Origin of the sequence: Tellurirhabdus bombi (assembly GCF_021484805.1) — a bacterium.
Classification (GTDB): Bacteria; Bacteroidota; Bacteroidia; order Cytophagales; family Spirosomataceae; genus Tellurirhabdus; species Tellurirhabdus bombi.
On sequence record NZ_CP090557.1, the window covers coordinates 215,488 to 241,688 of the forward strand.

Genomic DNA, 26,201 nt, shown 5'->3' on the forward strand with positions numbered 1-26,201 from the left:
ACAAAAACTCCGCGTCTTTGTGTACGGCGTGGCAAGCGCAATCGTACACAAAGACGCGGAGGATAGACCTGGTGTGGATAAGAAATGAATTACCTGGCTGCTTTTTCGGCCACTACTTCACCCGTAATGGCCAGCGTTGTCAGACCACCTTCGGCATTGGATTCGACGGTAACTGTTTTGCTAAACGTCCCTACGGCCGCCGCGTTGAAGGTCGCTTTGATTTTTCCTTCTTTGCCCGGTAAAATGGCACTTTTCGGAAACTCAACGCCTGTGCAACCGCAGGAACCCCGGGCGTTTGTAATCACCAATGGTGCCTGCCCTTTGTTGGTAAAGGCAAACTCTGCAACAACCGGCTTTCCCTGCTTAATTTTTCCAAAATTGTGGGTAGTTTCTGTCCAGTTGAAGGCAGCGGCCATCGAGCCAGCCACCAGATAGGCCGCTGCTGCCAGCCAAAGAACCGAAGCGAAAATCAAGGATTTTTTCATAAATTTCTCTGTGTTTATGGGTTACAACAAAGTGCTTTTTGTTCAAAGCAAAGGTATCTGCACGCTTCGTTCAAGCCTGTTAATGAGTCGGTAATAAATGTTAATGAGATGTTAATGGCGGGCTACTCCTTCTTGCAATCTTCCCCGAAGCTGTTACATTTGATTTGTAGATCAGACGCATTATGTCCCGACGGCTTATCAGAATATTGGTTGTTTTATCGGTGCTGTCTATCATCGGCATTTTAACAGTGCAGATTGTGTGGGTCACGCAGGCTTATCGGCTAGGTGAGCGCCAATTTCGGCAAACCGCTTTTATCGCTTTGCAGGATGTTGCCGAGCAGGTCGCACAGCTCAATAAAGTTACACTCCGCTGCGACGCTGTTTCTCAGATTTCCTCTAACTACTTCGTTGTCAACACCGAATCCCCCGTTGATCCAACCATACTCGAGCATTTCATTACGCAGTCGCTGCGACAGCACAACCTAATCACTGACTTTGAATACGGTGTTTACAGCTGCGAAAGTGATCGCATGGTGTATGGAAATTACGTCAGTACGCAGGCCAGTCTAACCGCTGTTCAGCCAACCCGTCAGTTTCCGACTTTGCCGCAGTTTACGTATCATTTTGGGATTCGCTTTCCTAATCAGACCGGCTTTCTGACCTCGCAACTCGACAATTACATTGCTTCCTCAGTGGCGGTGCTGGTCGTGGTTTTATTTTTTGGGTATACGCTTTTCGTGGTGCTCCGCCAGCGACGATTAACCGAAGTACAGCAGGATTTTATCAACAACATTACCCACGAACTGCAAACACCCATTTCGACCATCCGCATCGCTGCCGACGTGCTTCGCTCCGATACCATTACCGAACAGCCGGAGCGATTGCGTCAGTACACCCGCATTTTGCAGGAAGAAAGTGTGCGTCTTCAGAATCAGGTACAGGATGTGCTGCAACTGGCTCGTTCCGAGCGGCTGCGTTTCGCCCTTGACCGGCAGGAGCTTGACTTACACGAGGTTTTAAAAACGCTGGCCGCGTTGTATCAACCGCACGTCAGCTTAGACCTGAAAGCCGCGCAATCCGTCATCAAAGCCGATCGATACCATCTCGAAAATCTGGTCAAAAACCTGCTCGACAATGCGGTAAAATACTGTACCGATGCCCCTTGCGTAACCATCCAGACCCGTAACGAGGGCGCCCAGGTGATCTGGTCGGTGCGGGATAATGGCATTGGCATTGCTCAGGAATACCACGAGAAAATATTCGGTCAATTTTACCGCGTTCCAACGGATCGGATGCATACCGTCAAAGGATTTGGCATTGGGCTTTATTACGTTCGGAAGGTCATTCGGGCGCATCGCTGGCAAATTCGCCTGCAAAGCGCAGAAGGAGCCGGAAGTGAATTTGTCATTATTTCAACGTAAAAGCCGGTCTTATGCCCACACCCAAAGCCCGCATCTTGTACGTTGAAGACGACATTAACCTGGGCTTCGTCACGAAGGACAATCTAGAACTCGCTCATTTTCAAGTTGAACACCACATTAACGGCGTGGCTGCCTGGGAGGCTTTTAACCGTCAGCCATTCGATTTGTGCATTCTGGACGTAATGCTCCCCGGCTCCGATGGCTTTGAGCTGGCCCAGCGTATTCGGCAAACCGACAATCACGTACCCATTTTGTTCCTGAGTGCGCTGGCGGACAAAGACAATCGGTTGCAGGGCTTACGGCTCGGGGGCGATGATTATTTGACTAAGCCTTTCAGCATTGAAGAATTATTGTTGAAGATCGGCGTTTTTCTGCGTCGCTGCCAGCAGCGCCCAGAGGCGTCGCCATCCGGGTCCATCGTGCAAATTGGACATTATCTCTTTGACCGGCAAAACCTGAAAATCCAGTCTCATAACCACGTTGAAACGCTGACTCACCGGGAAGCCGAAGTGCTTTCTTACCTGCTTGAGCGGCGGAATACCCTTGTTCGCCGCGACGAAATCCTGAAAGCAATCTGGGGCGATAACGATTATTTCATGGGCCGCAGCCTGGATGTTTTTATTTCCCGACTCCGCAAACGGCTCCGGCATGACCCCTCCATTCGGATTGAAAACATGCATGGCATCGGTTTTCGATTCTCATTTTAGTTAACCTCCAAACAATACGTATAAAAGCCTTTCCGGGCTTACCTAGCTTTAGGCTTTCGTTTATCTTTGTGAGATCTGGTTTTTATTTTTTAGTAACCTGCGCTCAACCTCCCTGGCTTTCTAGCATGAGAAAACAGCATTTAGTAATCTATACGGCTCTGCTGGCGGGCAGCTTATGGCCGCTCCGCAGCAATGGGCAACAAAGTACAATTCCGTTTCAGGCGCGGGGCATTATTACCTTATCGGACGCCGACATGGCCGCTTCTACCGTGGCCGACGGTTACTTACACAAAGGAAAAGGTACCCGTGACGCCCTGACAGTTATCAGTTTTCCACTCGACCGCAGTGGCCAAAACATTGGTCAGGCTTCGGTTTCTAACTCATCAGCGCTGTACGACAAGACTTTAGCAATTACCCCAAATGGCCGCGTTGCTTTCGTTCTGGAAGGCCACGGCCCCCTGAATGACAGCCTTACAACGCTCAAAAATGGACTTGGCGACTTACCGCTTTCGTCGAAAATGTTCACGGTTGATTTGAGCATACCGGGCAAACCCGTTGTCCGATATGGATTTAATGTTGGCAATCAACCAACGGCTGTAGTTATCAACCCACAAGGCAACCTGCTAGCGGTGGCATCGGGCGAAGCGGGTAAGGAAATCCGGTTGGTCGAGGTCGATAATACGGGCAAACCTACGCGCATTGTAACGGCGGCCTCTCCAGTTGATAGTGCCCGTATTACTAACCTAATCTGGCATCCGGGCGGCCGCTTTATTGCGTATATCATCGGGGAAACGCAGGAGATTGGATTGCTGAAACTATCAACCGATAACGCCCGAAAACCAACTCTCATTCCCCACGGAAAGCCCATCAAAGTGGGTAGTTTACCCGCAACGGGCCGTTTCACGCCAGACGGCAACTTTCTGATTGTAAGCGACATTAAGAAAAACGCGAATGCTCAGGGTGCTGGTAAAGGAGAGCTTTTTGTGGTTCAACTCAGCACAGACGATGCGCCGGGTGAAAGTAAAATTATTTCACAAGTTGCTAGCGGTGAAAGTGCCGAGGCGCTGGCCATCAGTCCCGATGGATCAACGGTTGTTATTGCTAATTCAAACCAATCCTACCAGCCTTACAGCCATTCGGCGGCGGGTAAAAGTTCGTTATCAATTTATACCCTGAGTAAAGCCGGTCAATTACAACTGGGCAATGACTATCCTTTTGAAGGCGTAATGCCTCAGAGCGTAGAGTTTGACAAAAGTGGCAATACCCTGGCGGTGGCTGTATACGAATACCTCGACTATGGTGACCGCAAGGGCGCAGTCGAGTTCTGGAAAGTAAACAAAAGCGATAAACCCAGTTTAGAAAGGCTTCCGGCAAAAATCACTGTGAACCGTGGTTGCCACACCATCAAGGTTTACTAAAAATACGGAAGGATAAACGTTACCTAGTCTAGTTTGTTCTTCCGTATTTTATTGACTCTCCCACTCCATCAGCTTTTTGAATTTCGGCTTTTTAGCTTTTGAATCTTTCTTCGCGATTCCAGAAGCAGCTACGCCTTCATCCCGCCGGTTAGACAGCCACCAGATTGGGTTATGAAGCTGGCCAAAAGCTACTCCTCGATAAATTTTCCCGTGCCGGTGTTCTTTTCGAACATGACAGCTTTTAATCGGGCAGTTGGGTGCCATACAGCTACTTAGTTCAAGCGCCCCCAGCAAAAGCATGGCTTTTAAATAGTGGTTCTTTTTCATAACAAACGATAGAGATGAAACTGTCTTTTGGTGAAAAACGGTACTACGATAAAGATGCATCTACCCTAAATAGTCACGAATTAAAAGGGCTTTTTAACTGCCTTCGCGGCTCACTGCTACGTCACGATTCTACCTGCTCAGCAACTAATTCTGTGCTAACAAAAAATGCTCCAATTGTGGAAACGTCGCCCCATTATGTTTGACGCCTATCCACACTATCCCAAAAAATTACATTCTCTCGTTAAACCATTTAAACCCCTCTTTCTCTAATAAGAAATTGGCCAACAGCCCCTTACACGCAAGAGTAGAATATTTAGTGTTAGTTGGTACAAGTTTTGGCATAAACTAAATACAATCAAGCTATGAATACGATGAAAACAAGTAGCCATACGCTGAAAGTGAAAGCTGTGGCAATTGCACTAGCTGGAAGCCTTTTAGCAACAGATGTGTTAACGAGTTGTAAATCCATCAAACAAAATACAAACAAGACCCAGCGCGGAGCAGCCATCGGTGTTGGTGCCGGAGCTGTAGCGGGAGGTCTGATTGGTAGAAAATCAGGAAACACGGCTGTTGGCGCTATTCTTGGCGCAACAGTGGGTGGCGCGGCTGGTGCCTTGATTGGTCGCCGCATGGATAAGCAGGCAGAGGAATTGCGTCGGGGGTTGGAGAATGCCCGCGTAGAGCGTGTGGGAGAGGGTATAAAAATCACGTTTAATTCTGACTTGCTATTCGACGTAGACAAATATGATCTGAAGTCTGCAACTCGTCAGAACTTGACCCAGCTCGCCGAAACGCTCAAGAAATACGACGATACCAATGTCGTGATTGAGGGTCACGCAGATGCGCAGGGAAGTGATGACTATAACGTCAAGCTTTCTGAACGTCGGGCTAAAAAAGTAGCTAATTTTCTGAACTCTCAGGGGGTAAAAAACAACCGCCTGACTGAAAAAGGTTACGGTGAAGCCCAGCCATTGGCCGACAATTCAACGGAGGCAGGTCGTCAGCGAAACCGTCGGGTAGAAGTAGCCATTTTTGCAAACGATAAGTTACAGAAAGCGGCAGAACGCGGCCAAATCTAATTGATCTCTAAACGATACTTCAATGACTGATCAGGAAAAAAAGGAAGTTTTAGATGAGTTTGATGAATTAACAAACATGTCAGCTTCTGAACTAAAGAAATGGCTGGAAACAGATGATTCCAAATCGGTTGGCCAGGACAGCGGTGATGGTGAGTCAATCGGGCATAAGTCTGGAGAGAAAATTATTACTATCAAACAGAAGAAAAACAGCGAGTTAGCTAATCCTGATTACGAACATATGCGTAAGGTGATTAGTTATATAAAAAGGCACAACGCCCAGAGGCCGAAAGATGTGAGGGGGAGTAATTGGGCGTTTTCATTGAAAAACTGGGGTCACGATCCCGAGAAGTAGTGGATATGGCTGGAACTCCTTAGGTTAACTAAGCGAGTTCCAGCCTATCAACTTGTCAACATGTAGCACACAACGTTAATTGAAATACCATGAATGTTACAAACACAAGCGAAGAATTGATCGATCGCCTAAATACATTGTTAACTCGTACACGTGACGGTGAACGTGGTTATGAAGAAGCGTCTGAAAACGTAAAAGACCCAGAACTGAAAAGCCTGTTTCTAGCCCAGTCGAAACAGCGGGGTGAATTTGCGCTGGAACTAGACCGCGAAATTCGGACTTTGGGGGGCGATCCAGAGAAAACAACTAGCCTGATGGCCGATTTACACCGTGCCTGGATTAATATAAAATCAGCTTTTACCAGCGATGATGACAAGGCAGTAGCAGAAGAATGTAAGCGCGGCGATGGCGAAGCATTGGCCGATTACAATGACATTTTGCAAGGAACTAACCTGGCAGCTAGTACGCGTGAGCTACTGATTCGTCAGCAGGACCGCATCCAATCAGCCCATTCATCCATGAGCCGGCTAGCTGATGTACTGTAATAGGTACTTCGTGGCCTTTCGCTAAATGAATTAGTTGAAAAGCCCTTACTTCCAACAAGTGAGGGCTTTTCCTTGTTCAAGGCATTAAATTGATGTGCCTACATTAGTTACAATAAATTAGTAATCTCTTCGGCGGCTTAGTCCGTGTTCGTCTATGGAAAACACTATCACAATCGAAAATTCTGAATCACTCCGGTCTAAACCCGGAAAACCATATCCACTAGGAGCTACATTTGATGGCGAAGGTGTCAATTTTGCCTTGTTTAGTGAGCATGCAACGGGTGTTATGCTTTGTTTGTACGACGCCAATGACCCAACTAAGGAAATTCAAACCATCGCATTAACTGAACAAACCGACTATGTCTGGCATATTTACCTTGACGACATAAAACCAGGACAACTTTACGGCTATCGCGTTGATGGTCCTTTTGATCCATCGCAGGGTTTGCTTTTCAACCCCAACAAAGTGTTGCTCGACCCCTATGCCAAAGCCATTAGTGGCCCTATTGACGGAGAGGTTGAGTTGTTGGGTTATGATCTGGATGATGAGTCGGATGAGCGCTTTCGCACACAAAGCACGACGGATAATAGTGCGGTCATTCCTAAATCCATTGTTATCGACAATGCGTTCGACTGGGAAGACGACAAGAGTCCTGACATTCCGCAAAACCGCTCGGTTATCTATGAATTACACGTTAAAGGCTTTACCGCTCAGCATCCGAAACTCCCTAAAAACATACGGGGAACCTACGCTGGTCTGGCCAGCCCGGAAGCCATCGACTACCTGACGAAGCTTGGCGTTACGACTGTTGAACTAATGCCTGTGCATCAGTTTACGGGAGAAAGTTACTGGGGCTACAACAGCATTGGTTTTTTCGCTCCTCACTCCGGATATGCGGCTAACGGTGCTATGGGCCAGCAAGTTGATGAATTTAAAGGCATGGTTAAAGCCTTGCACAAAGCAGGTCTGGAAGTTGTGCTGGACGTTGTGTACAACCACACGGCGGAAGGCAACCAGTTTGGCCCAACGCTTTCCATGAAAGGCATTGACAACCCGGCTTATTACTGGCTGGTTGAAGACAACAAAGCCTTTTACATGGATTATACCGGAACGGGTAATACCGTGAACATGAACCATCCGCGGACGTTGCAACTCGTTATGGACAGCCTGCGGTACTGGGTTACGGAAATGCACGTCGATGGTTTCCGCTTCGACCTGGCTTCGGCCCTGGCGCAAAGCCTGAGCGCCGCCGGTCAATTGTCGGCCTTCCTGGATGCGGTTCACCAGGATCCAATTCTGTCGCAGGTAAAACTGATTGCAGAGCCTTGGGATATTCAAAGCTACCATGTTGGGAACTTCCCGGTAAAATGGTCGGAGTGGAATGGAAAATACCGCGACTGCGTTCGGTCATTCTGGAAAGGTGATGAAGGACAGGCACATGAATTGGCGCTGCGTGTATTGGGTAGCCCGGATTTGTACGGCAACGATGGACGAAATCCAACCAACAGCATCAACCTGATTACGGCTCACGACGGTTTTACGCTCAATGATCTCGTTAGCTACAACGATAAACACAACGACGCTAACGGCGAAGACAACCGCGACGGACACAACGACAACCTGAGTTGGAACTGCGGGGCGGAAGGCCCAACCGATGACGCTGAAATCAACGCATTGCGGGAAAAGCAAAAGCGTAATTTTCTGGCAACGCTCCTGCTGAGCCAAGGAACTCCAATGTTGCTTATGGGCGATGAGTGTGGCCGGACCCAGCAGGGAAATAACAACGCTTACTCACAGGATAACGAAATTAGCTGGTTTAACTGGGAGTGGGATGAAAAGCAACAAGCTTTGTTTGATTATACCCGTCAGGTATTAGCGCTTCGTAAAGACATCGCTCTGCTCCGCCGCCGTAAGTTCTATACGCAGGACGAAGTATCGTGGCTCTGTACAAATGGTGAAGCAATGACGCCTGAAAACTGGCATGACTGTAACACGCGCTGCCTGGGGCTGCACATTGATGGCTCAAAAGTTGAGGAACAGGACGAGAATGGAGAACCAATCAGCGGTGGCCAATACTTATTGCTGTTTAACACTTATTGGGAGCCTCTCTCGTTTTCCATTCCAAAAGCAGGGCGTAAGCGCAAATGGGACGTGTTGATCAATACGGCCGAGGATCAATCCAAAAAAGATGTTCCAGCCGGAAAGGATCTTGATCTGGCCCCACGCTCAATGCTGGTTTTGAAAGCTTAATCATACATATCTAATTCACAAAAAGGCCCACTCTACAAAATAGAGTGGGCCTTTTTGTGAAACCTTAAGGCTTTTTACTTGGGGCTAGACAATATCGTTCCCGTTGCTACAGGCTGGCCAAAATCGGGTAAGCCATCGGCAGTCCAGGTGAAACGCTGCGCTCTTGGTGACCGTTTCTGACCACAACCCTGCCCCGATTCTGGATTGGCGTGGTATAAAATCCAGTCTTCCGTTCCGTCCGGGGATTTGAAAAACGAATTGTGTCCGGCGGCGTTCGTGCCATCAACGTTAACGGCTTTGAAAACAGGCTTCGGATGTTTTGTCCATGAACTGGCATCCAGCAAATTCTTATCTCCTGTTGCCGAAACCATCCCTAGCGCATAACTATCTGTCCAGCAACCCGAGGCCGAGTAGATAATAAACAGTTTATTGTCGCGCACAAGCGGTTGCGGACCTTCATTTACTAATACTAGCGGTTTGTCATCTGGTCCTGGCCGGGAAAGGGTGCCGTCGCGTTCCCATTCGTAGGTTGGGGTTGAAATGAGCGTGCGCGCTCCGACAGCCGTCCAGGGATTTTCCATCCGACAGATGTAAATGTCCTGCCGCCCGTTTTCATCCCCTTCCCAGCCTGACCACACCAGATAAAGCTGGCCTTGATAATCAAATAGCGATCCGTCAATGGCCCATTTATCCTCGGGTGTTTTAATCTGGCCTTTCATGGTCCATTCCCCTTCCAGCGGATTTGCTGATTCGTTTTCCAGCACCCAGAGGCGGTGGTTGCGATTTCGGCCATCATCCGCGGCAAAGACTAAATACCAGCGTCCATTCATATGGTGCAATTCTGGTGCCCATATTTCCTTGCTATAAGGCCCGGTTGCGGGCGGCGTCCAAACTACTTTTTTCTCGGCATTGGGTAATTCCGCCAGCGAAGGGGTTCGCCAAAGCGTTATATTCCGGCCTGTGGTATGCGTGTAGTAATAATAACCATCCCGGTAAATACTCCACGGATCGGCACCAGCGGGCAGTAGCGGATTAGAAAAAGTTGTTGATGTTGGCTGCGTCTGAGCCACCGCCGTTGGTCCAATCAGGATTAGGAACAGCAGGCTAACGAACGTCAATCTCATGGTAAGAGTTTAGGAATTTAGTACTGTAAATCAAACTTTTAGGCCGTGATGGCTTCGGTACCATCCGTAATGGTTACCCGGTAACACTTCAAATCGATACCAAATGCTTCGTGGTAGGCTTGAGCCAGTTTCTGCTCAAAGGCATCAACCGCATCTTTCCGAACGATATTAATGGTACAGCCGCCAAATCCGCCGCCCATCATGCGAGAACCCAATACGTTGTCGTCACTACGCGTCTGATCGACAAGAAAATCCAGTTCTGGGCAACTCACCTCATAAAGGTGCTGCAAGCCGTCGTGCGTTTCGTACATTTTTTGCCCAAAGCCTTCTAAATCGTTCGCTAACAGCAATTGGCAAGCGAGCTGAACGCGCTCGATTTCTTCGGTCATATAACGGCACCGATCATAAACTTTAGCCGGCATTTCGTCCCGGCAAGTTTCTACCATCGCTGGCGTAGCATCACGTAGTAACTGAACCTCAGGGTATTTTCGTTGCAGAATATCCACGCCTGCTTCACATTCCTGGCGGCGGGTATTGTATTCGCTATTACCCAATGAATGTTTTACTGCCGTATCGCAAAGCACCACTAAATAATCATTTAGTTCCAGCGGAAAATACTGATATTCCAGCGACCGACAGTCCAGCTGAATAACCGAATTTGCTTTTCCCATCATGGACGCAAACTGATCCATAATACCGCACTGCACACCAACGAACTGGTTTTCAGCCGCCTGGCTTAGCTTTACCATTTCTATTTTTGACAAGCCCAACGCATAGAGCTCGTTTAGGCAAAAAGCCAGACCGCACTCAATAGCCGCCGACGACGACAGGCCCGCCCCCGTTGGAATATCACCGCCAAATACCAACCGAAAGCCACCCAGTTTACAGCCTCTTTTCTGCAACTGATCCACGACGCCCATCAGGTAATTCGGCCATCCTTTCCGGGATTTTTCAAGCTGGTCCAGGCTAAACGTCGTCGAATCGCCCACGTTTTCGGCGTAAACTTCACAGGTCGTTCCTTCTTTTTTTGAAATCGCGAAAATGATTTCCTTGTCAATGCTGGCTGGCAAAACAAACCCACCGTTATAATCCGTATGCTCACCAATCAAATTAATCCGGCCGGGTCCACGGACGATTAATTCAGGCTGGGCTTGAAAATGAGTCTGAAAACGTTGAGAAACCTGGTGGAAGAACGTATTTTTTAAGTCCATTGTATAGAAATAAGTCTGAATAAAGCCATTTAGGCAGGTTCGCCTGGTATCTCTTTACCAAGATTTCCGCAAAGATCGTGAAGTATGTTTCTCGTTGTATATTCCTTGTGAATCTTAGTGCCTCTAGCCGTAAATAAATTCTTATTTCTGTCCAAACAGGGGGATCATTAAGCCTTAATCGTCCACTTTCGCTCTTCTATAGGTGCTTTTCCGATCGCATCGTATAGCTCCTGATCATTTTTAAAGCTGAGTTCGTTCAGGTGATAGACTTCTGTATGGGCTGTAAACTCATCGCATTCAAAGGGCCAGGGGTCCACCAGAAGGGTTTGATCGGCCCGTTGCGACAGGTAATACGAAACGCCATCTGGCCCCGGGCTAATCTCCAGACGACGCTGGCTAGGTGGGATGTGGCCCTGAACCAAAATCAACGAAAACGCATCGCACCACTGTAAGAAAGCGTAAGCGTACTGCGCCTCTTCTTTCGTAACGGCTAATTTTCGTAGCCAATCTTTCTGGTTTTTACGCTGCTGTTCCAGAAATTCATCCATTTGCGGATCTTTTCCTTGCATCGGTTCATACAGAAACCTAGCGTGCATCGATACCATTAAAGCGTTCCAGCGGCTTTTTTCCAACGCAATGGTAACCATGTTGCGGGCCTGGGTCACTGAATATTCCTGAATTTGGAAATCTTTGGGAGCACCGGTTTTTGTGAGGTGATTTTTTCCTGCCCACTCTTCCTGCCCATCATCGTGTTCTGTTAGCGCAATAAGGGTTTCGATCCAGCGAATCGGGCGCAGTTCTGGTTTCCAGTTTACGGCGAGTTGAACCGCCAACAAACCATGAGCCTGCTGGTGGATTACCTCCCACCCTTCATCTGTGGCGTTTACAATCATGCTTATACGAATAGTAGTATGTAGCGTAGAACACCACCCAACCTGAAACTGTTGGAATTTGGCTCTTCTTTAAAGCTTGCGGTATTGGTTGAAGAGTTTAACTGTGTTTTCGATGCACAAATCCGCCGTTGCCTTATTACTCCGCTAACTTTGAATATTTTTCGGGATCACGCATGTTGACACTTACTACCAAAGACACAGCAATACAGGCAGTTAGGTACCAGTAAAACCAGGTAGCATGCCCTACGTTTTTGAACAACAGCGCCACGTATTCCGCCGTTCCGCCGAACAAAGCTACCGCCAGAGAATAAGGTAAACTAACGCCCAGCGAGCGCACGTTGGCCGGAAAAAGCTCCGCCTTGATGATGGCCGACAGGGAAGTGTTAATGCTCGTAATTAGCAAAGCAAGGATGACCAAAAAGGTAGCCATCCAGATATCTGTGGTGTTACCAAGCGCGGTTAATAGAGGCACCGTAGTTATCACACCCAGAACACCGTATACAATCATCATGCGTTTACGCCCAAACCGATCGCCCAGCATGCCAAACACAGGTTGGGCCAGCATGAAAACAATCAGCGACAGGGTAGTAATTAGCGTTGAATCGTTTTTGCTGAAACCGGCCGTATTGACCAGAAATTTTTGCACATAGGCAGTAAAAGTGTAGAAGGCAACCGTCAGTCCAATGGTAAAACCAACGATGGTAGCCGCTTCTTTTTTGTATTTGGCCAACTCCCGAAGCGTACCCCGTTGTTTTGCGGGCACCTCTTCGTGCCGAAACGACTCTGTTTCTAACAAGTTGCGGCGTAGGTAAATGGCCGAAAAAGCCAGCAGTGTTCCGATACCAAACGGAATGCGCCACCCCCAGGCGCTCAATTGTTCAGGGTTCAAAACCCACCGTTGCAGCACCATCAAGATTCCCAGCGCGATCAACTGACCCAGGGTAGAGCTAACGTACTGAAAACTGGAATAGAAGCCCCGTTGGTTGGCAGGCGCGATTTCGCTCAAATACGTAGCAACGGTTCCGTATTCACCGCCAACGCTGAGGCCCTGCAACATTCTGGCCAAGACTAAAATCAGAGGTGCCATAATGCCAATCTGGTTATAATCAGGCACAATGGTTATAAGGAATGAGCCCCCACTCATGAGCAGAACTGATAATGTCAGGGCTGCCTTCCGCCCTTTCCGGTCAGCATAGGCACCCATTAACCACCCGCCAACGGGTCGCATCAAAAACCCGATAGCAAAGATACCCGCCGTATTGAGGAGTTGCGCCGTTTCATCTTCTTTTGGAAAAAACGAGCCGGCAAAGTAAAGGGCAAATACCGAGTAAGCATACCAGTCGTACCACTCAATCAGGTTGCCAATTGAACCGCCCACAACAGATTTCAGCCGATTTCTGACTCGCTGCGGTGGCTCAGTGGTTTGTTGATGCATGTCTTCAGAATCGATTTCTAACAAGTTACCAAAAAGCAAAAGAGCTTAAATATAGGCAAATAGCCAGAAATACGCATACCTTAAAACAACGCAGAAACGCCCAACAACATCCAGCTATAAAGCTGTTGTTATTGGGCGTTGCGGGTTTCCTACTGGAAACTATGTTATCTTAAAGAATGGTGTGGATATTGCAAAATCTATAGACTACCGGTTTTCAACCAGTTCGTTTTCTCCTTCTTTGTAGGTATCTCCCGTGATAGCTGCTCGTGCCATCTCAAAAAGGCGCACCATGCGGCTAGACGTTGAATCCCAGTACTCAGCCGTAGCGGTATGAACTTTTAGGGCCAGCAAACTTGGATCTTCTTTGCCATCGGGGAACCAGGGTTTTGCCATCGGCGACCAAAGCTCTTCGATTTTTGCACGATCGTGGATTTCTGTTGCCGTACCAGCCACAGATACATACGAAGCCTTATCAGGATGAGAAAAGGCTACGTTTACGTGGTAATCCTGTTGGATCTCATCTGTTTTTGCGGAATCCTTTTTCGTCAGAAACCAAAGATTTCCTTGTGCATCTATGTTCATTACAGCCATTGGACGGCTCACCAGATGTCCCTGCTCGTTCTGGGTTGTGAGCATTCCTATTCGAATAGATTCAATCAATTCCTTGACTTTCTCCATACCGGGGTTTTGCTGTTGCGTACTCATGGGATTTGTGGATTAGAATGAAAATCGTTGGCGGTTCTCTATAGGAGTATGCAGAAAGGGTTAGGTTTTAGGAATAGTCCGCCAACGCTGTTTCTGCTGATCCTACAAAGAACCGCCAGTAATAATAGTTATTAATTATAGAGCATTTCCTGACGTCCCAGCGCATCAAATAAAGTGCGGGACAAAGCCGTTTCAGGTTCTGGCTTCTGAGATAGCTCACTGATACTCATGCAAGTGCGAATGCATTGGCGACATATAGCCGCAATCTGACAGCCCCGTTCGTTAGCCATTAATTCACATTCTTCAGCTGTTTTCTGGCAAATTTCCATGCAGGTTTTTGCCAACAGACGTGTATTTTCTGAACCCCGAACGTACAACATGGCCATTTGGCGACAGATGTCAGCACAATCCAGGCTTAAAAAGATACAACGGTACATTTCTTCCATGTCACTCCGACGAGAACACTCCGTTGCATATTCATCACAAACAGTAGCGCAAGTTACTAGCGTATCGTAAATATTCTTTTTCCAAATCATGGGAGTGTGAAGTTCTTGAGTTAATAGGTTTATTTAACGTTGTGAAAATGGCTGATGACCATAACCAATCCCATCCGCTTCGCTATAGCGACGACGAGCCCACAATCTGGCCTCCTGTATGCTGGTTGCAATAACCTCTTGCTTATCCAGATCGCCTTTCATTAATAGCGAATTTGCAATCTCGATGGCCTTATCCCGAACACTAGGTGTCAGAGATTTCATGGCTGCCGGAAAATGTAAATTGCTCCACATCATCGTCCCGAATGGTTTGATTTTACTTTTCTATTGAGATAATTATGCCATTTTTTTCATCTTACTTCGTCTCCAGTCCTAAAATCGCTTATATCCTGTTATACAGATACTTACTACTTTTATTATTTATTTCATATGATATTAATTTAGGAATTATTAGTAATACTACTGTAGAATCGGCCGTCACAGTGTGTAATTTTCTACACACTGTGGCAAAAAAATAACCCCGGTTTTGCCGGGGTTACATGATTATTTTTAAAGCTACTATCTCTTTTATTTAACAGGGAAGAATAAGCCGAAAGGTAGTTCCAACACCCATGGTGCTTTCCACTTCGATTGACCCGCGGTGACTATTAACGATATTCTGGGTTGCGGTTAAGCCTAGCCCCATACCACCTTGTTTGCCCGTAAAGAACGGATCGAACAGGCGCTTCCGGTTCTCCTCCGAAATACCAGCCCCGTTGTCTTCTACCGATACCATAACCGCGTTTTCGTTGAGAACCGTCGTCTTGATTTTCAGGATGCCTTTCCCTTCTTCCATGGCCTCCACAGCGTTGATCAGGATATTGACCAGCGCGGTCTTGAATGGTTCTTTATCCAGCGGAATAATGGTTGGCTCGGTCGTGTAGTCCGTGATTAACTGCATGCCCTTCAGCTTCAATCGGTCATTGACCAGATGCAGGGTTTCCTGCACGGCTTCGTTCAGATCATCAGGCTGAAGAACCAGATCACGTGGTTTCGACGAATTAAGCATCTCGGTAATCAGCTGCCCGATCCGCTCGGCATTTCGCCGGATAATATCAGTATAAAGGGTCAAAACGGGATCATCCGGTGGCAAATCATCTTTGAGCTGCTCCAATGCCATGTTCACGTTTGTCAGCGGATTCCGCACTTCGTGTGCAATACTCCGGGCAATGCTTCCGGTCATGGACAGTTTTTCGGCAACCAACAAATCGCGCTGGGCCTTTTTTTGCTGCGTTATATCCCGAAAAATTCCCTGATACAGACTTACCTCGCCCGATTTGTCCGTTACAGCCACCGCCGATAAAAGGCAGTCAATCTTATGACCATCGCGACTCAGCAACGTCACCTCTACGTCTTTTAGCTGTCCAGTTTCTTCCAGATTTTTCTGGCTTATCTCGTAAAGCTCTGGCTTTTCGAACAACAGGCGCGGCACCTGGCCACAAAGTTCCTGCTGTGAATAGCCCGTTAAACGTTCTAGAGCCGGATTCGCTTCCTGAATAATCATCTGTAGATCCGTCACGAAAATAGCATCAATCGACCGCTCAAAGAGCGAACGGTATTTACTTTCCTTGTCGGCTACTTCACCCATCGTTTCGGCCTGCCGAACGGCGTAGCGAATGCTTCGCCCCAGCAGTTGGGCGTCAATCCGGCCTTTAACGAGGTAATCGGCGGCCCCCAGTTTAAGGGCCGAATAATCAATTTCTACATCATCTTGCCCGGTTAGCAAAATCATCGGCGCCTGGCAACCTGCTTTGAAAGCCTCCTGGATCAGTTCGATACCAGTTCGTTCGCCCAATCGGTAATCAATCAGAAAAACGTCGTAGTCTTTACTACAGGCGCATTTGAGCGCTTCGTTAAATTCCGTAACCCAATCAAGCTGTATGTTGGCATTATCACGCGATGAAACGAGTGTTTTGGTTAACACATAGTCGTCTTCATCATCTTCTACAAGCAAAACCCGGATGGGCTTTTCGGTCGATTTATCGGCTTGAGTCGTCAGGTAAGGAAACGGTGTCAATCCAGTACTTTTTGATAGTTTTTGTAATTTCAAGTAAGGTGCTGAAATCAAACGGCTTGGAGATGTATGAACTCACGCCCAGGTCATAAGTGCGGAGAATATCTTCCTCGGCCGTAGAAGTTGTCAATACAACGATCGGAATTTGCCGTAATTGTTCGTTCTCTTTTATTTCCCGCAGTGCCTGCACCCCATTTTTCCGGGGCATATTCAAATCCAGGATAATTAAACTTGGCCGGGGGGCGTCTTCAAACGGGGGCTTCTGGTATAAATATTCTAGGAGTTCCTCCCCGTCCTCCACAAAATAAAGCTTCGATTCAAGCTGAGCTTTCTGAAATGCCTTCTCTAGCAATAATCGATCATCAGCGTCGTCGTCGGCAATCAGTATACTTGTTCTATGTTGCTTGAGAGCCATTCTTTTTTTAGAAGATAAGGATAAAACCGCCCTAAATAAAAGGCTTTATTATCTGCAAAACAAACAATAAATATACTCGTGAGCGGCACAAACTGTTTGAAAATATTATTCTCTCAACAGATATTGGTTTAAAGATATTGTCATTTAAAAAGAATCCAAAGCCCTGCTGTTCATCTGGCTTTCTAAGCAGCATTAATTGATTAAATACTATTTAATTTCACCGAATCAGTAAATTTATCCCAGCTAATCACAATTTCATTTGTTTATTATGAATCTTCACAAAACCACCCTTCTGGCAGGAATAGGTTTGTGCCTGCTCGGAGCCTGCAAGGACAAGAAGGAAGAAGCAAGCCGAACTGTTTTCTTCGACAAAGCAGGCATGGACACCACTGTTGTTCCTGGTAACGATTTCTTTTCCTATGCCAACGGAGGCTGGGTTAAAAACACGCCTATTCCCGGCGATCAAACCGGTTGGGGCTCTTTTTATACGCTGTATCAGGAGAATCAGAAGAAAACCAGAACCCTGCTGGAAAGAGCCGCAGCAGCCAAGGCCGACAAGGGAAGCATTGAACAAAAAGTGGGTGATTTTTACGCCAGCGGCATGGATACCGTTACCATTGAAAAGCTGGCTTATGAACCACTGAAACCAGAACTGGCCAAAATAGCCGCCCTCAAGGATTACAAACAAGTGCTCAATTACCTGGCCGCCGATGAGACCAACCGGGGCGGGGCTTTGTTTGGAATGTATATTGGTCCGGATGATCGCCGAAGCAACCTGAACCGAATGAATTTTTCGCAGGCGGGACTGAGCTTACCCGAGCGGGAATACTACTTCAAAACAGACGAGGAAACTAAAAAAGTACGCACGGCTTTTGTGCGTTACATCACAAAACTATTTACGTTAACAGGCTTAGATTCGGTAGCTTCCCAGAAAAAAGCAGATGCTATTCTGGCTTTTGAAACGGCCATCGCCAAATCACACAAGGCCCCGGCGGACCTGCGCGATCCCATCAAAAATTACCATAAATATTCGGTTGCCGAGTTAACAAAACTTACTCCCAACATCGACTGGAAGCCCTTCCTGGCCACCATGACCGCAAAAACGGACACCGTGCTGGTTGGGCAACCCGAGTACTATCAGGCGCTGAGCAGCTTATTGGCGACAACACCCATCGAGGTGATCAAAGACAAACTGGCCTTTAACTTCATCGACGACAACGCTTCGCTACTGAGCGCACCTTTTGTTCAGGCGCGTTTTGAGTTCAAAGGGAAAATCCTGAGCGGACAACAACAATTGAGCGAGCGCTGGAAACGCGTTGCCGACAATACGGATACTTATTTAGGCGAACTTCTAGGCCAGTCGTGGGTAAAAGAATATTTTACGCCGGAAGCAAAAGAGCGCATGCTAACGTTGGTGAATAACCTCCAGAAAGCCTACCGCACCCGCATTGAAAAGCTGGATTGGATGTCGGAAGAAACCAAGAAAATTGCGTTGGTGAAGCTGGATGACATCATCAAGAAAATTGGCTATCCAGATAAGTGGAAAGATTATTCGGATGTGGACATCAACCGCAATGACTATTTTGGTAACGTACAGCGCGCCCGCAAACACGAATGGAAAGAAAGTTTAGGCAAAGTGGAGAAAGAAGTTGATAAGACAGAATGGCAAATGACCCCGCCAACCGTTAATGCCTACGCTAATCCAACCTTTAACGAAATCGTTTTCCCAGCGGGTATTTTGCAGTTTCCTTTCTTTGATAAAGACGCCGACGACGCCATTAATTACGGCGGAATTGGCATGGTTATCGGCCACGAAATGACCCACTTGTTCGACGACCAGGGCCGACAATACGACCCGAAAGGTAACTTGCGCGACTGGTGGAAAAAAGAAGATGCCGACAAGTTTACAACCAAGACCAATCAGGTCGTTGATCAGTACAACAAATACACGGTTCTGAATAACTTAAACCTGAACGGCCGCCTGACATTAGGCGAAAACCTGGCTGATTTGGGTGGTTTGGCCATTTCTTACGATGCGTTTAAGCTAACAGAGCAAGGCAAGAGCAACGAAAAAATCGACGGTTTCACCCCAGATCAACGGTTCTTCCTGGGTTATGCGCAAATCTGGCGGTCTAAAATTCGGGATGAAGCACAGCGCGTGCGCGTTCAAACGGATCCGCATTCACCGGCTAAGTTCCGCGTTAATGGTCCTCTGACTAATTTTGCGCCGTTCTACCGGGCATTTAATGTGCAGTCGGGTCAGCGCCTGTATAAACCCGAAGTTGATCAAACCAGAGTTTGGTAAGTATACTGCCCTTTAAAAGTTTGAAGCGAGCCCGATAGGCTCGCTTCATTTGTTTAATTTCTATTGCGCCGCGACATAACGTGGTATACAACACCTAATTTTATTTGCGGCCCCCGGTTGCGGCCCGCAAACTCGGGCGTTTTGTCGTAGTAATTGTGGTCGTACATCAGTTCTAAGTCGAGCGATCGGGTAGCCTGCAAGGCAGCCCCAATACCCAGATTAATGCTACTGAAGCCCCGGCGGTCATCTGCATCAACTACGCTGCTACGATAGCGGCCAAGGCTTAATCCACCTTCACCAAAGACAGCCAGCCGAGTTCGAAACGGGTAATACCGCACAAAAGGTCCACCCTGGGTAGCCCGATAACTGGTTGACAAACGATCTTCAAACGCTAGTTTTAACCCTACGGCTAGTCCGTTTTGTATGAAATAACCAAGACGTGGGTTTAATACTATATAGCCGCCCTGTTGGTCGGCTAAGCCAAAGCCCAAGTTTAGGCCGCCAAAAAAGCCTCCGCGCCCATACCACCCGCCTTCGTCGGTATTCGTGCGACGACTACGATCTCTATCATAGCGGTCACGATCATTGTCGCGATACCGGTCATAATCGCGGTCTGATCGTCTCCGATCCCGATCGTTGTCGGTATTCCGAAAGCCCCGTTCAACTTCTCGGGATGCATCACTGGCTTCCCGACTCGCTTCACGAAGCTCACGGCGTGTCGTATCGCCTGCTATCTGGGTTTGCTGTTCGGTTGTTTCCTGCGCGTAAACAGCCGAAGAAAAAGCGGCCAGCAGAAACAAAGTATGGTTCAATTGCACAAATCGGTTCATAAACGTTGAGTCCTTAATTCTGTAGGTAGAACCGATTAAACCCAAAAATGTTGACTTCTGGAAAAGCAAACGAGTCGGCAGAGACTCGGAATACTGTCCCGCCGCCCCTGCCGACTCGCTGATAATCTGTAGATTTGCGTTAACCGATTTTTTGTAGTACGTCTAACAGCTGCTGCACCTGTTCAGCCGAAGTAGCCGGAAAGTTGGCAATTCGGATTTGCGAATCCTTGAACTTGCCGTAACCGCTTCCGATCACCATCCCCGCTTTTTTCACCTCGGCAATCACATTTGCCGACGACTGGATGGTGTTCGCAACAACAACCGTCCGCGACCGGTGCCGATCTTCCTTCACGAAAGGCTCATAGGCGGAGTGGCTTTCGATGAACTTGTAGATCATTTTGGCTTTTTCTTCTGTATCCCGGCGCACGTTATCAATGCCGATGCGGTTCAGGTCTTCAGCCACTTTACCCAACAGGTAGATAAAGAGTACGTTCGGCGTAGCGGGGGTTTCGTAGGTCTGGTAAAACTTCCAAAGCGTCGGCAAGTCGTGATGGGCACCAATATTCTGGTCTGCTTTTTTAAGCTGTTCGGCTCTTTCCAGCAGCTTTTCGCTTGCGATCCAGACGCCCAAACCAGCGGGCAGACCAAATGCTTTCTGAACGGAAAAATAAGCGGAATCAATCAACGAATAATCCAGATCCGGGTATGGCGCCGACGACACCATATCCACCGCAAACAGCTTCTTGGAATAGCTGCGTTTCAGTTTGTGAATATCGACCGTCCGCAGTTGTACCCCGGCACTGGTTTCATTGTGCGTTAAAGCAACCAATTCGGCGTATTCCGGTACTTCTACTTCGCTGTAGTCGAAGCCTTCCCCTAAGGGTTTTTCCTGCTTATGCGCAAATTTTCCCAGGGCCAGCGCGTAGTCGTAACATTTCTTCGAGAAAGAGCCATTGACCAAATGAAAACTTTCGTGCTCGACGCAATTCAGCGCCAGGCGTTCCCAAATTTCCGAGGCCGAGCCCGTAAAGAAAATGCCGTGCGTTTCGGGAATTGCCATCAACTCCCGCAGTTGTTCAACCGTAAAGCGGTAAATGTCCCGAAACTTCTGACTCCGGTGCGATATAGATCCAATCTGCTCATTCATTGCGGTTTGCAAATGCTGAGTAACAGTATGATACAATTCGGCAGGGCCAGCCGTGAAGTAAATTTGTTTCATGATGCAGGTAGCTTTCCTTATTCCCTTTTCTGAGTGGCCAGCAAAAAGAGAGCAAGGTATATTTTAAAATCCCTCCCCAGGTTTTGGAGAGGGACTAAGTGATGTTTTTAATATAACAACCGAAACTTAATCGTATGATCGATGTCGCGCAGTTCCTTAATTACGTCGTTTGAGTAACTCTTTGATATATCCGTAATTACGTATCCGATTTGCTCCGTCGTTTTCAGGTATTGCCCTTTAATATTGATGTGATATTTGGCGAAAATCGAGTTGATGTTTGCCAGAATACCCGGAACATTTTTGTGAATATGCAGCAGGCGGTGCGAATCTTTCAGCAAAGGAAGTTGCAAATCCGGGAAGTTAACACTGCCGTAGGTTGAGCCATTATTGATGTATTCGAGCAGTTTCCCCGGCACAAAAGTCCCGATATTTTCCTGCGCTTCCTCCGTGCTTCCGCCGATATGAGGCGTCAGAATCACATTGGGTAAACCGCGCAACGTGTTGATAAACTCCTCGTTGTTAGTTTTTGGCTCATACGGGAACACATCGATTCCGGCACCGACCACCTTGCCGCTCGTGATGGCTTCGGTCAGGGCTTCCACATCCACCACGTGGCCCCGCGCCAGATTCAGGAAGATTACCCCATTTTTCATCAGGCTAAACTCGCGGTGGCTGATCAGGTTTTTATTCTCGGGCCGACCATCTACGTGCATGCTAATGAAATCGGCAATCGACAGCAGTTCATCCAGCGTCTTGCATTTGCGGGCATTACCCAACGCCAGTTTATCCACGATGTCGTAGAAATAAACTTCCATTCCCAGCGCCTCCGCCACGACTGAAAGCTGCGTTCCGATGTTGCCGTAGCCCACCAGACCTAATTTCTTACCGCGTACCTCAAAGCTATTTTTTGCTGATTTATCCCACTGACCAACGTGCATCTGGTTGCTCTTCGGCACAATGTTGCGGACTAGCATGATGATCTCACCAATGGCGAGTTCAACCACTGAGCGCGTATTGCTGTAAGGCGCGTTGAACACGGCAATACCCCGCTCGGTACAACCCGCCAGATCAATCTGGTTGGTCCCGATGCAGAAGGCACCGACACACATGAGCTTATTAGCGGCTTCCAGCACGCGGCTGGTTACCTGCGTTTTAGAGCGAATCCCCAGAATATGCACATCCCGGATTTTCTCAATCAGCTCGTCTTCGTCCAGAGCACCTTTCAGAATTTCGACTTTAAAGCCTTCTTTTTCAAACAAATGCACCGCTACCGGATGGACGTTTTCCAGCAGCAGCACTCTAATGCGGCTCTTGGGATAGGATTGACTGCGGCTCAATTTATTATGGTATAAAAAGTCATCCAGGGACGGAGCAATGTGGTCGGCTTTCTCAATCACTTTTGGCCGCATGACGTTTTCGGTAAATGCGTAGAAGCGGTTTGCCAAGCCCGATTCCTTGATTTCGTAATCGGTATAACCATCGCCCAGCACATATACATCGCCTTCTAGGTTCAGGTTGCGAATGGTTTGTACTTTGCCCCCGTTGGCCGATAGTGGATTGGCCACATCAAAACCTACAATATTTCCTTCCTCATCAAAGAGAAAGGTGTTGGCAAAAACGTTTTCTGCCTTAATGCCTAATGTCGTAACAATCGGAACGATGAACTCCTTGAACCCGTTCGAGATAATGAAAATATGGTCGGCCTGTTCGTTTAGAAATTCGCTATTTCGCAGAAAAGAATCCGAAATTTTTGTCATTAGTGTCTCAACCAGCGCGGGCAGGTGATCGCGGTGCGCTTTCAGCAATTTGAGTCGCTGCTCCAGCGACTGCGTAAGCGAAATTTCGCCCGACATGCCACGGTCTGTGATCGCTTTAATTTGATCCAGAATCCGGTCTCTCTCCCGGTCGCCAGCTAATGAAATTTCGCACAGCACATCCAGGGCCTCTACTTTCGTGAGGGTGCTGTCGAAATCAATGACAAAATAGGTTTGTTCGAGTGGTTTGGTAAGCATCGTGATTATTCCTCAATCAAGTTGTTCTATGCGTTTTTGTCAAAAACTGTAATGCCCGTTCTTCCGACCAATAGACGTCACTGTTTGAATCATTGGGTGCAAAGCCGCAATGCCCCCCTTCCTTCGGAAATTCCATCCAGACGTGGGTTAGTTGCTGAGCCAGCTTTTCCGGGAAACATTCAGAAGCCAACATTGGGTCGTTTTTGGCATTAATAATCAATGTAGGTACAGAAATCGTGTTGAGGAAGTGTATCGAACTATTGCGGGTATAATAATCCAGCGCATCTTTGAAGCCGTGCAGCGGAGCCGTGTACCGGTCGTCAAAGTCCACAAAGGTACGAAGTTGCCGGTAGCCTTTTGTAGAAACTTTCTCTGGAAATAACTTTTCTTTCCCGGCCACTTTCAGGCGCAGGTGCTTCAGGAACCGTTGCAGGTAAACGCGGGAAAAGCCCCGGGAAATAGTCGCCGTGCTCGCCGCCAGATCCATCGGCACCGAAAAAACCACGCTTCGTTTTACCGCCGGATGAATAGCCGCGCCCTGTTCCCCCAGAAATTTCAAGGTTAAATTGCCGCCCAGACTAAAGCCAAGCAGGGAAATGTCCTGATACCCTTTAGCAACGGCGTGTGTCACAACTTGCTCCAGATCATCGGTTGCGCCGCTGTGATAAAACCGCACCTGCCGATTCATCTCGCCGCTGCACGAGCGAAAATTCCAGGCCAGGCAATCAAATCCGTTGTTGTTCAGGTGGCGCACCATGCCCGTAATGTACTGCCGCGTTGAATCGCCTTCCAGTCCGTGCGAGAGGATAACTAATTTACTATCAGCCTTTTCTTTATTAGGAGATTGTCCGCTGGCCAGACTCCAATCAAGGTCCAGAAAGTCGTCATCGGGGGTTAAAATTCGCTCACGCTGGTAATTTACCACTACTTTGCGAAACAGCGCGGGCACGATGGTTTGCAGGTGGCCATTCCACAGGTAAGCAGGGGGACGATAATCAGATGGTTCAATCAGCGGCATAAGCAAACGAGCGGCGCGTCGTGGCGATGCGTTGCAAAGGTAAAGGGTTAAATATTGGTTATCAATAAAAAGTGTAAACTTGCTGTTTCACACACCCTTTTCCTTAGCCCAAACGTTTGATTAGAAAAACGACAACCATTCGTATGAAACAAGTCCTAAGCCTGATTGCTTTTCTGATTTTCCTAACCAGTTCATTTGCTTTTGCCCAGAAAACATCACCGCTCAGCCCAAAAATAACCAGCGAAAGCCCGAATAAAGTAATCAAAGTGATTTATGGCCAGCCGTCGAAGCGGAAGCGGCAGATTTTTGGTGCTATGGTTCCCTACGGCGAGGTATGGCGGACGGGAGCGAATAATGCTACCCAAATTACCTTTACAAAAGATGTGGTTTTTGGGGATAAAGCCGTGCCAGCAGGCACCTACACACTATTTACCATTCCGATGGAGAAAGAATGGACGGTCATTCTAAATGGAAAACTAGACCAATGGGGCGCTTTTGATTATGACCGCTATAAAAATAAAAATGTGGCGCAGGTGAAAGTGCCGGTTGTCCTTAGCAAGCTTCCTCTTGAAAAACTGACCATTACCCCAGGCAACAACGTGCTGGCCATTGCCTGGGACAAAGTGTCTATTTCTGTTCCTATTCGGTAAACTATTGCTCGTCAGGATTTTTAGCTTCTTTGGTAGCGGTTTTTGCACCCGGTACTAAGGAATTAATCTAGGCGGTAATTTTTAGCGCATCGGCTTCTGATACTTGTGCCCCACCCCGGTTGGTTTCGCCCACAAACAGCGAACCGTCTTTTCCCACGCCATGCGCAACACACCTGACTGGGAACTGCTCCGAAAATCAAAGGCAAATTCTGGTATTCACCCGGACCTTTCCGCCGCCGGCAGCGTGCCGAAAACCGCCCGCCTGATTGGCTGCAAACGGGCCAAAAGCCAGACCAACACTGCCTGCGAATCCGACCCCGGCTACCACGCGGAGTAAGGAAGCATTGTCCAAATTAAACCTCACAGTTAATTGGAATTTGATCCGGAAAGATACTATTTTTTACCCCGAAAGGTCAAGAAACAGGCAATAGTCCTATATTTGATCCGAGAAAAATGAATATTTTTAATTTTTTTAATAATTGATGAAAAAGAGAAGCCTTACCCTCGGTTTACTAGCCTGCTCAGCAGGTTTGGCGCTTGCCCAGCCACAGCCTACGAAACAAACTCCCGAGTCTACAGAAGTCTGGGAGCCCGTTCCGCGCGTGGTTACTCCAGGCAACCTTTCGCCCAGCACAGCTTCAGGTATGACTGCTCCGTCGGACGCTATTGTCCTGTTCGACGGCAAAAATCTGGATAGCTGGGTTTCAGCTAAAGACGGATCTGCCGCGAAATGGACGGTTGGCGACGGTGCGATGACCGTTGCCAAAGGAGCTGGCGACGTTCGTACCAAGCAGGAGTTTGAAGATTACCAACTCCACATCGAATTCCGGACGCCTGCGCAGGTAGAAGGCACGGGTCAGGGACGCGGAAACAGCGGTATTTTCATGCAGGGCCGCTATGAACTCCAGGTGCTGGACAGCTACAACAACCGCACGTATTCCAATGGACAGGCAGGTTCGATTTACAAGCAATCGATGCCCATGGTGAATGTTAGCCGTAAGCCGGGTGAGTGGCAAACCTACGACGTTATCTACACGGCGCCGCGCTTTAACAAAGATGGCCAGATGCTGTTCCCCCCTTACATCACTGTTATTCACAATGGAGTAATTGTGCAGAACCATACCGCGATTCGGGGAACGACTCCTTACGTAGGATTACCGATGGTGCAGCCGCACGGAAAAGGCCCCATCCAATTGCAGGATCACAACAATCCGACAAGCTACCGCAACATCTGGATCCGGGAAATTTAAGA

At 47.9% G+C, this 26,201-nt stretch carries 26 protein-coding genes; 11 read left to right on the top strand and 15 right to left on the bottom strand.

Annotation, left to right across the window (positions count from 1 at the left end; all coding sequences use genetic code 11):
- Positions 1-89 precede the first annotated feature (89 nt).
- Complete coding sequence (locus tag L0Y31_RS00885; protein WP_234735181.1) at positions 90-485, bottom strand: DUF1573 domain-containing protein; 396 nt, start codon at positions 483-485, stop codon at positions 90-92.
- Positions 486-667: 182 nt separating this feature from the next.
- Here L0Y31_RS00885 and L0Y31_RS00890 point away from each other — a divergent pair, with 182 nt between their 5' ends.
- The 3 genes from L0Y31_RS00890 (at position 668) to L0Y31_RS00900 (ending at position 4,031) form a co-directional block, all read left to right on the top strand.
- On the top strand, positions 668-1,906 hold the full coding sequence (locus tag L0Y31_RS00890) for a sensor histidine kinase (protein WP_234735182.1): 1,239 nt from the start codon (positions 668-670) through the stop codon (positions 1,904-1,906).
- 11 nt (positions 1,907-1,917) lie between these two features.
- On the top strand, positions 1,918-2,613 hold the full coding sequence (locus L0Y31_RS00895; RefSeq protein WP_234735183.1) for a response regulator transcription factor: 696 nt from the start codon (positions 1,918-1,920) through the stop codon (positions 2,611-2,613).
- Between the two features lie 125 nt (positions 2,614-2,738).
- On the top strand, positions 2,739-4,031 hold the full coding sequence (locus L0Y31_RS00900) for a beta-propeller fold lactonase family protein (protein ID WP_234735184.1): 1,293 nt from the start codon (positions 2,739-2,741) through the stop codon (positions 4,029-4,031).
- A gap of 48 nt (positions 4,032-4,079) precedes the next feature.
- On the opposite strand, the gene L0Y31_RS00905 is transcribed toward L0Y31_RS00900, so the two are convergent.
- Positions 4,080-4,358 (bottom strand): hypothetical protein, encoded by a 279-nt coding sequence (locus L0Y31_RS00905; protein WP_234735185.1) that lies wholly within the window; start codon positions 4,356-4,358, stop codon positions 4,080-4,082.
- A 371-nt stretch (positions 4,359-4,729) separates the two neighbouring features.
- Between L0Y31_RS00905 and L0Y31_RS00910 the strand changes: the two genes are divergently transcribed.
- The 4 genes from L0Y31_RS00910 to glgX all read left to right on the top strand — a co-directional run bounded on the left by L0Y31_RS00910 (position 4,730) and on the right by glgX (position 8,585).
- On the top strand, positions 4,730-5,437 hold the full coding sequence (locus tag L0Y31_RS00910) for a YiaD family glycine zipper/OmpA-like lipoprotein (protein ID WP_234735186.1): 708 nt from the start codon (positions 4,730-4,732) through the stop codon (positions 5,435-5,437).
- Positions 5,438-5,459: 22 nt separating this feature from the next.
- Positions 5,460-5,789: a DUF3140 domain-containing protein gene (locus tag L0Y31_RS00915; protein ID WP_234735187.1), complete on the top strand. Its 330-nt coding sequence runs from the start codon at positions 5,460-5,462 to the stop codon at positions 5,787-5,789.
- Positions 5,790-5,878: 89 nt separating this feature from the next.
- Positions 5,879-6,334: a ferritin-like domain-containing protein gene (locus tag L0Y31_RS00920; RefSeq protein WP_234735188.1), complete on the top strand. Its 456-nt coding sequence runs from the start codon at positions 5,879-5,881 to the stop codon at positions 6,332-6,334.
- Positions 6,335-6,488: 154 nt separating this feature from the next.
- Positions 6,489-8,585 (top strand): glycogen debranching protein GlgX, encoded by a 2,097-nt coding sequence (glgX, locus tag L0Y31_RS00925; RefSeq protein WP_234735189.1) that lies wholly within the window; start codon positions 6,489-6,491, stop codon positions 8,583-8,585.
- A gap of 74 nt (positions 8,586-8,659) precedes the next feature.
- Here glgX and L0Y31_RS00930 read toward each other — a convergent pair whose 3' ends face one another.
- The 9 genes from L0Y31_RS00930 to L0Y31_RS00970 form a co-directional block, all read right to left on the bottom strand.
- Positions 8,660-9,709: a glycoside hydrolase family 43 protein gene (locus L0Y31_RS00930; protein WP_234735190.1), complete on the bottom strand. Its 1,050-nt coding sequence runs from the start codon at positions 9,707-9,709 to the stop codon at positions 8,660-8,662.
- Positions 9,710-9,747: 38 nt separating this feature from the next.
- Positions 9,748-10,920, bottom strand: coding sequence for a galactokinase (locus L0Y31_RS00935; RefSeq protein ID WP_234735191.1), 1,173 nt, complete (start codon positions 10,918-10,920; stop codon positions 9,748-9,750).
- A gap of 167 nt (positions 10,921-11,087) precedes the next feature.
- Positions 11,088-11,813: a DUF3891 family protein gene (locus L0Y31_RS00940; RefSeq protein WP_234735192.1), complete on the bottom strand. Its 726-nt coding sequence runs from the start codon at positions 11,811-11,813 to the stop codon at positions 11,088-11,090.
- Positions 11,814-11,949: 136 nt separating this feature from the next.
- Complete coding sequence (locus tag L0Y31_RS00945; protein WP_234735193.1) at positions 11,950-13,248, bottom strand: MFS transporter; 1,299 nt, start codon at positions 13,246-13,248, stop codon at positions 11,950-11,952.
- 204 nt (positions 13,249-13,452) lie between these two features.
- Entirely contained in the window at positions 13,453-13,953 is a 501-nt protein-coding gene (locus L0Y31_RS00950; protein WP_234735194.1) for a pyridoxamine 5'-phosphate oxidase family protein, read from the bottom strand.
- Between the two features lie 131 nt (positions 13,954-14,084).
- Complete coding sequence (locus tag L0Y31_RS00955) at positions 14,085-14,489, bottom strand: four-helix bundle copper-binding protein (protein WP_234735195.1); 405 nt, start codon at positions 14,487-14,489, stop codon at positions 14,085-14,087.
- A 33-nt stretch (positions 14,490-14,522) separates the two neighbouring features.
- The gene (locus tag L0Y31_RS00960) at positions 14,523-14,711 is read right to left on the bottom strand and encodes a DUF2188 domain-containing protein (protein WP_234735196.1); all 189 of its coding nucleotides are present in this window, start codon (positions 14,709-14,711) and stop codon (positions 14,523-14,525) included.
- A gap of 307 nt (positions 14,712-15,018) precedes the next feature.
- Entirely contained in the window at positions 15,019-16,503 is a 1,485-nt protein-coding gene (locus tag L0Y31_RS00965) for a hybrid sensor histidine kinase/response regulator (RefSeq protein ID WP_234735197.1), read from the bottom strand.
- Positions 16,466-16,915 carry a response regulator gene (locus L0Y31_RS00970; protein WP_234735198.1) on the bottom strand — a complete coding sequence of 150 codons (450 nt, stop codon included), beginning with the start codon at positions 16,913-16,915 and terminating at the stop codon, positions 16,466-16,468. Before L0Y31_RS00970 ends, L0Y31_RS00965 begins: the two co-directional genes overlap by 38 nt.
- A 268-nt stretch (positions 16,916-17,183) precedes the next feature.
- Between L0Y31_RS00970 and L0Y31_RS00975 the strand changes: the two genes are divergently transcribed.
- Positions 17,184-19,220, top strand: coding sequence for a M13 family metallopeptidase (locus L0Y31_RS00975; protein ID WP_234735199.1), 2,037 nt, complete (start codon positions 17,184-17,186; stop codon positions 19,218-19,220).
- A gap of 53 nt (positions 19,221-19,273) precedes the next feature.
- Here L0Y31_RS00975 and L0Y31_RS00980 read toward each other — a convergent pair whose 3' ends face one another.
- The 4 genes from L0Y31_RS00980 to L0Y31_RS00995 form a co-directional block, all read right to left on the bottom strand.
- Positions 19,274-20,050: a porin family protein gene (locus L0Y31_RS00980; protein WP_234735200.1), complete on the bottom strand. Its 777-nt coding sequence runs from the start codon at positions 20,048-20,050 to the stop codon at positions 19,274-19,276.
- A 139-nt stretch (positions 20,051-20,189) separates the two neighbouring features.
- Positions 20,190-21,269 (bottom strand): aminotransferase class V-fold PLP-dependent enzyme, encoded by a 1,080-nt coding sequence (locus tag L0Y31_RS00985; protein ID WP_234735201.1) that lies wholly within the window; start codon positions 21,267-21,269, stop codon positions 20,190-20,192.
- A gap of 107 nt (positions 21,270-21,376) precedes the next feature.
- Positions 21,377-23,281 carry a phosphoglycerate dehydrogenase gene (gene serA, locus L0Y31_RS00990; protein WP_234735202.1) on the bottom strand — a complete coding sequence of 635 codons (1,905 nt, stop codon included), beginning with the start codon at positions 23,279-23,281 and terminating at the stop codon, positions 21,377-21,379.
- Between the two features lie 16 nt (positions 23,282-23,297).
- The gene (locus L0Y31_RS00995) at positions 23,298-24,299 is read right to left on the bottom strand and encodes a YheT family hydrolase (RefSeq protein ID WP_234735203.1); all 1,002 of its coding nucleotides are present in this window, start codon (positions 24,297-24,299) and stop codon (positions 23,298-23,300) included.
- A 143-nt stretch (positions 24,300-24,442) separates the two neighbouring features.
- Here L0Y31_RS00995 and L0Y31_RS01000 point away from each other — a divergent pair, with 143 nt between their 5' ends.
- The 3 genes from L0Y31_RS01000 to L0Y31_RS01010 all read left to right on the top strand — a co-directional run bounded on the left by L0Y31_RS01000 (position 24,443) and on the right by L0Y31_RS01010 (position 26,199).
- Positions 24,443-24,949 (top strand): DUF2911 domain-containing protein, encoded by a 507-nt coding sequence (locus tag L0Y31_RS01000; protein ID WP_234735204.1) that lies wholly within the window; start codon positions 24,443-24,445, stop codon positions 24,947-24,949.
- 160 nt (positions 24,950-25,109) lie between these two features.
- Positions 25,110-25,286: a hypothetical protein gene (locus L0Y31_RS01005; protein ID WP_234735205.1), complete on the top strand. Its 177-nt coding sequence runs from the start codon at positions 25,110-25,112 to the stop codon at positions 25,284-25,286.
- A gap of 145 nt (positions 25,287-25,431) precedes the next feature.
- Positions 25,432-26,199, top strand: a complete 768-nt coding sequence (locus L0Y31_RS01010; RefSeq protein ID WP_234735206.1) for a 3-keto-disaccharide hydrolase — start codon at positions 25,432-25,434, stop codon at positions 26,197-26,199.
- The last annotated feature ends 2 nt before the right edge of the window (positions 26,200-26,201 follow it).

What these genes read in the sequence shown, in the direction of transcription:
- L0Y31_RS00885 (WP_234735181.1), bottom strand. Translation starts at nt 485, where the DNA reads ATGAAAAAATCCTTGATTTTCGCTTCGGTTCTTTGGCTGGCAGCAGCG.
- L0Y31_RS00890 (WP_234735182.1), top strand. Translation starts at nt 668, where the DNA reads ATGTCCCGACGGCTTATCAGAATATTGGTTGTTTTATCGGTGCTGTCT.
- L0Y31_RS00895 (WP_234735183.1), top strand. Translation starts at nt 1,918, where the DNA reads ATGCCCACACCCAAAGCCCGCATCTTGTACGTTGAAGACGACATTAAC.
- L0Y31_RS00900 (WP_234735184.1), top strand. Translation starts at nt 2,739, where the DNA reads ATGAGAAAACAGCATTTAGTAATCTATACGGCTCTGCTGGCGGGCAGC.
- L0Y31_RS00905 (WP_234735185.1), bottom strand. Translation starts at nt 4,358, where the DNA reads ATGAAAAAGAACCACTATTTAAAAGCCATGCTTTTGCTGGGGGCGCTT.
- L0Y31_RS00910 (WP_234735186.1), top strand. Translation starts at nt 4,730, where the DNA reads ATGAAAACAAGTAGCCATACGCTGAAAGTGAAAGCTGTGGCAATTGCA.
- L0Y31_RS00915 (WP_234735187.1), top strand. Translation starts at nt 5,460, where the DNA reads ATGACTGATCAGGAAAAAAAGGAAGTTTTAGATGAGTTTGATGAATTA.
- L0Y31_RS00920 (WP_234735188.1), top strand. Translation starts at nt 5,879, where the DNA reads ATGAATGTTACAAACACAAGCGAAGAATTGATCGATCGCCTAAATACA.
- glgX (WP_234735189.1), top strand. Translation starts at nt 6,489, where the DNA reads ATGGAAAACACTATCACAATCGAAAATTCTGAATCACTCCGGTCTAAA.
- L0Y31_RS00930 (WP_234735190.1), bottom strand. Translation starts at nt 9,709, where the DNA reads ATGAGATTGACGTTCGTTAGCCTGCTGTTCCTAATCCTGATTGGACCA.
- L0Y31_RS00935 (WP_234735191.1), bottom strand. Translation starts at nt 10,920, where the DNA reads ATGGACTTAAAAAATACGTTCTTCCACCAGGTTTCTCAACGTTTTCAG.
- L0Y31_RS00940 (WP_234735192.1), bottom strand. Translation starts at nt 11,813, where the DNA reads ATGATTGTAAACGCCACAGATGAAGGGTGGGAGGTAATCCACCAGCAG.
- L0Y31_RS00945 (WP_234735193.1), bottom strand. Translation starts at nt 13,248, where the DNA reads ATGCATCAACAAACCACTGAGCCACCGCAGCGAGTCAGAAATCGGCTG.
- L0Y31_RS00950 (WP_234735194.1), bottom strand. Translation starts at nt 13,953, where the DNA reads ATGAGTACGCAACAGCAAAACCCCGGTATGGAGAAAGTCAAGGAATTG.
- L0Y31_RS00955 (WP_234735195.1), bottom strand. Translation starts at nt 14,489, where the DNA reads ATGATTTGGAAAAAGAATATTTACGATACGCTAGTAACTTGCGCTACT.
- L0Y31_RS00960 (WP_234735196.1), bottom strand. Translation starts at nt 14,711, where the DNA reads ATGAAATCTCTGACACCTAGTGTTCGGGATAAGGCCATCGAGATTGCA.
- L0Y31_RS00970 (WP_234735198.1), bottom strand. Translation starts at nt 16,915, where the DNA reads ATGGCTCTCAAGCAACATAGAACAAGTATACTGATTGCCGACGACGAC.
- L0Y31_RS00975 (WP_234735199.1), top strand. Translation starts at nt 17,184, where the DNA reads ATGAATCTTCACAAAACCACCCTTCTGGCAGGAATAGGTTTGTGCCTG.
- L0Y31_RS00980 (WP_234735200.1), bottom strand. Translation starts at nt 20,050, where the DNA reads ATGAACCGATTTGTGCAATTGAACCATACTTTGTTTCTGCTGGCCGCT.
- L0Y31_RS00985 (WP_234735201.1), bottom strand. Translation starts at nt 21,269, where the DNA reads ATGAAACAAATTTACTTCACGGCTGGCCCTGCCGAATTGTATCATACT.
- serA (WP_234735202.1), bottom strand. Translation starts at nt 23,281, where the DNA reads ATGCTTACCAAACCACTCGAACAAACCTATTTTGTCATTGATTTCGAC.
- L0Y31_RS00995 (WP_234735203.1), bottom strand. Translation starts at nt 24,299, where the DNA reads ATGCCGCTGATTGAACCATCTGATTATCGTCCCCCTGCTTACCTGTGG.
- L0Y31_RS01000 (WP_234735204.1), top strand. Translation starts at nt 24,443, where the DNA reads ATGAAACAAGTCCTAAGCCTGATTGCTTTTCTGATTTTCCTAACCAGT.
- L0Y31_RS01005 (WP_234735205.1), top strand. Translation starts at nt 25,110, where the DNA reads ATGCGCAACACACCTGACTGGGAACTGCTCCGAAAATCAAAGGCAAAT.
- L0Y31_RS01010 (WP_234735206.1), top strand. Translation starts at nt 25,432, where the DNA reads ATGAAAAAGAGAAGCCTTACCCTCGGTTTACTAGCCTGCTCAGCAGGT.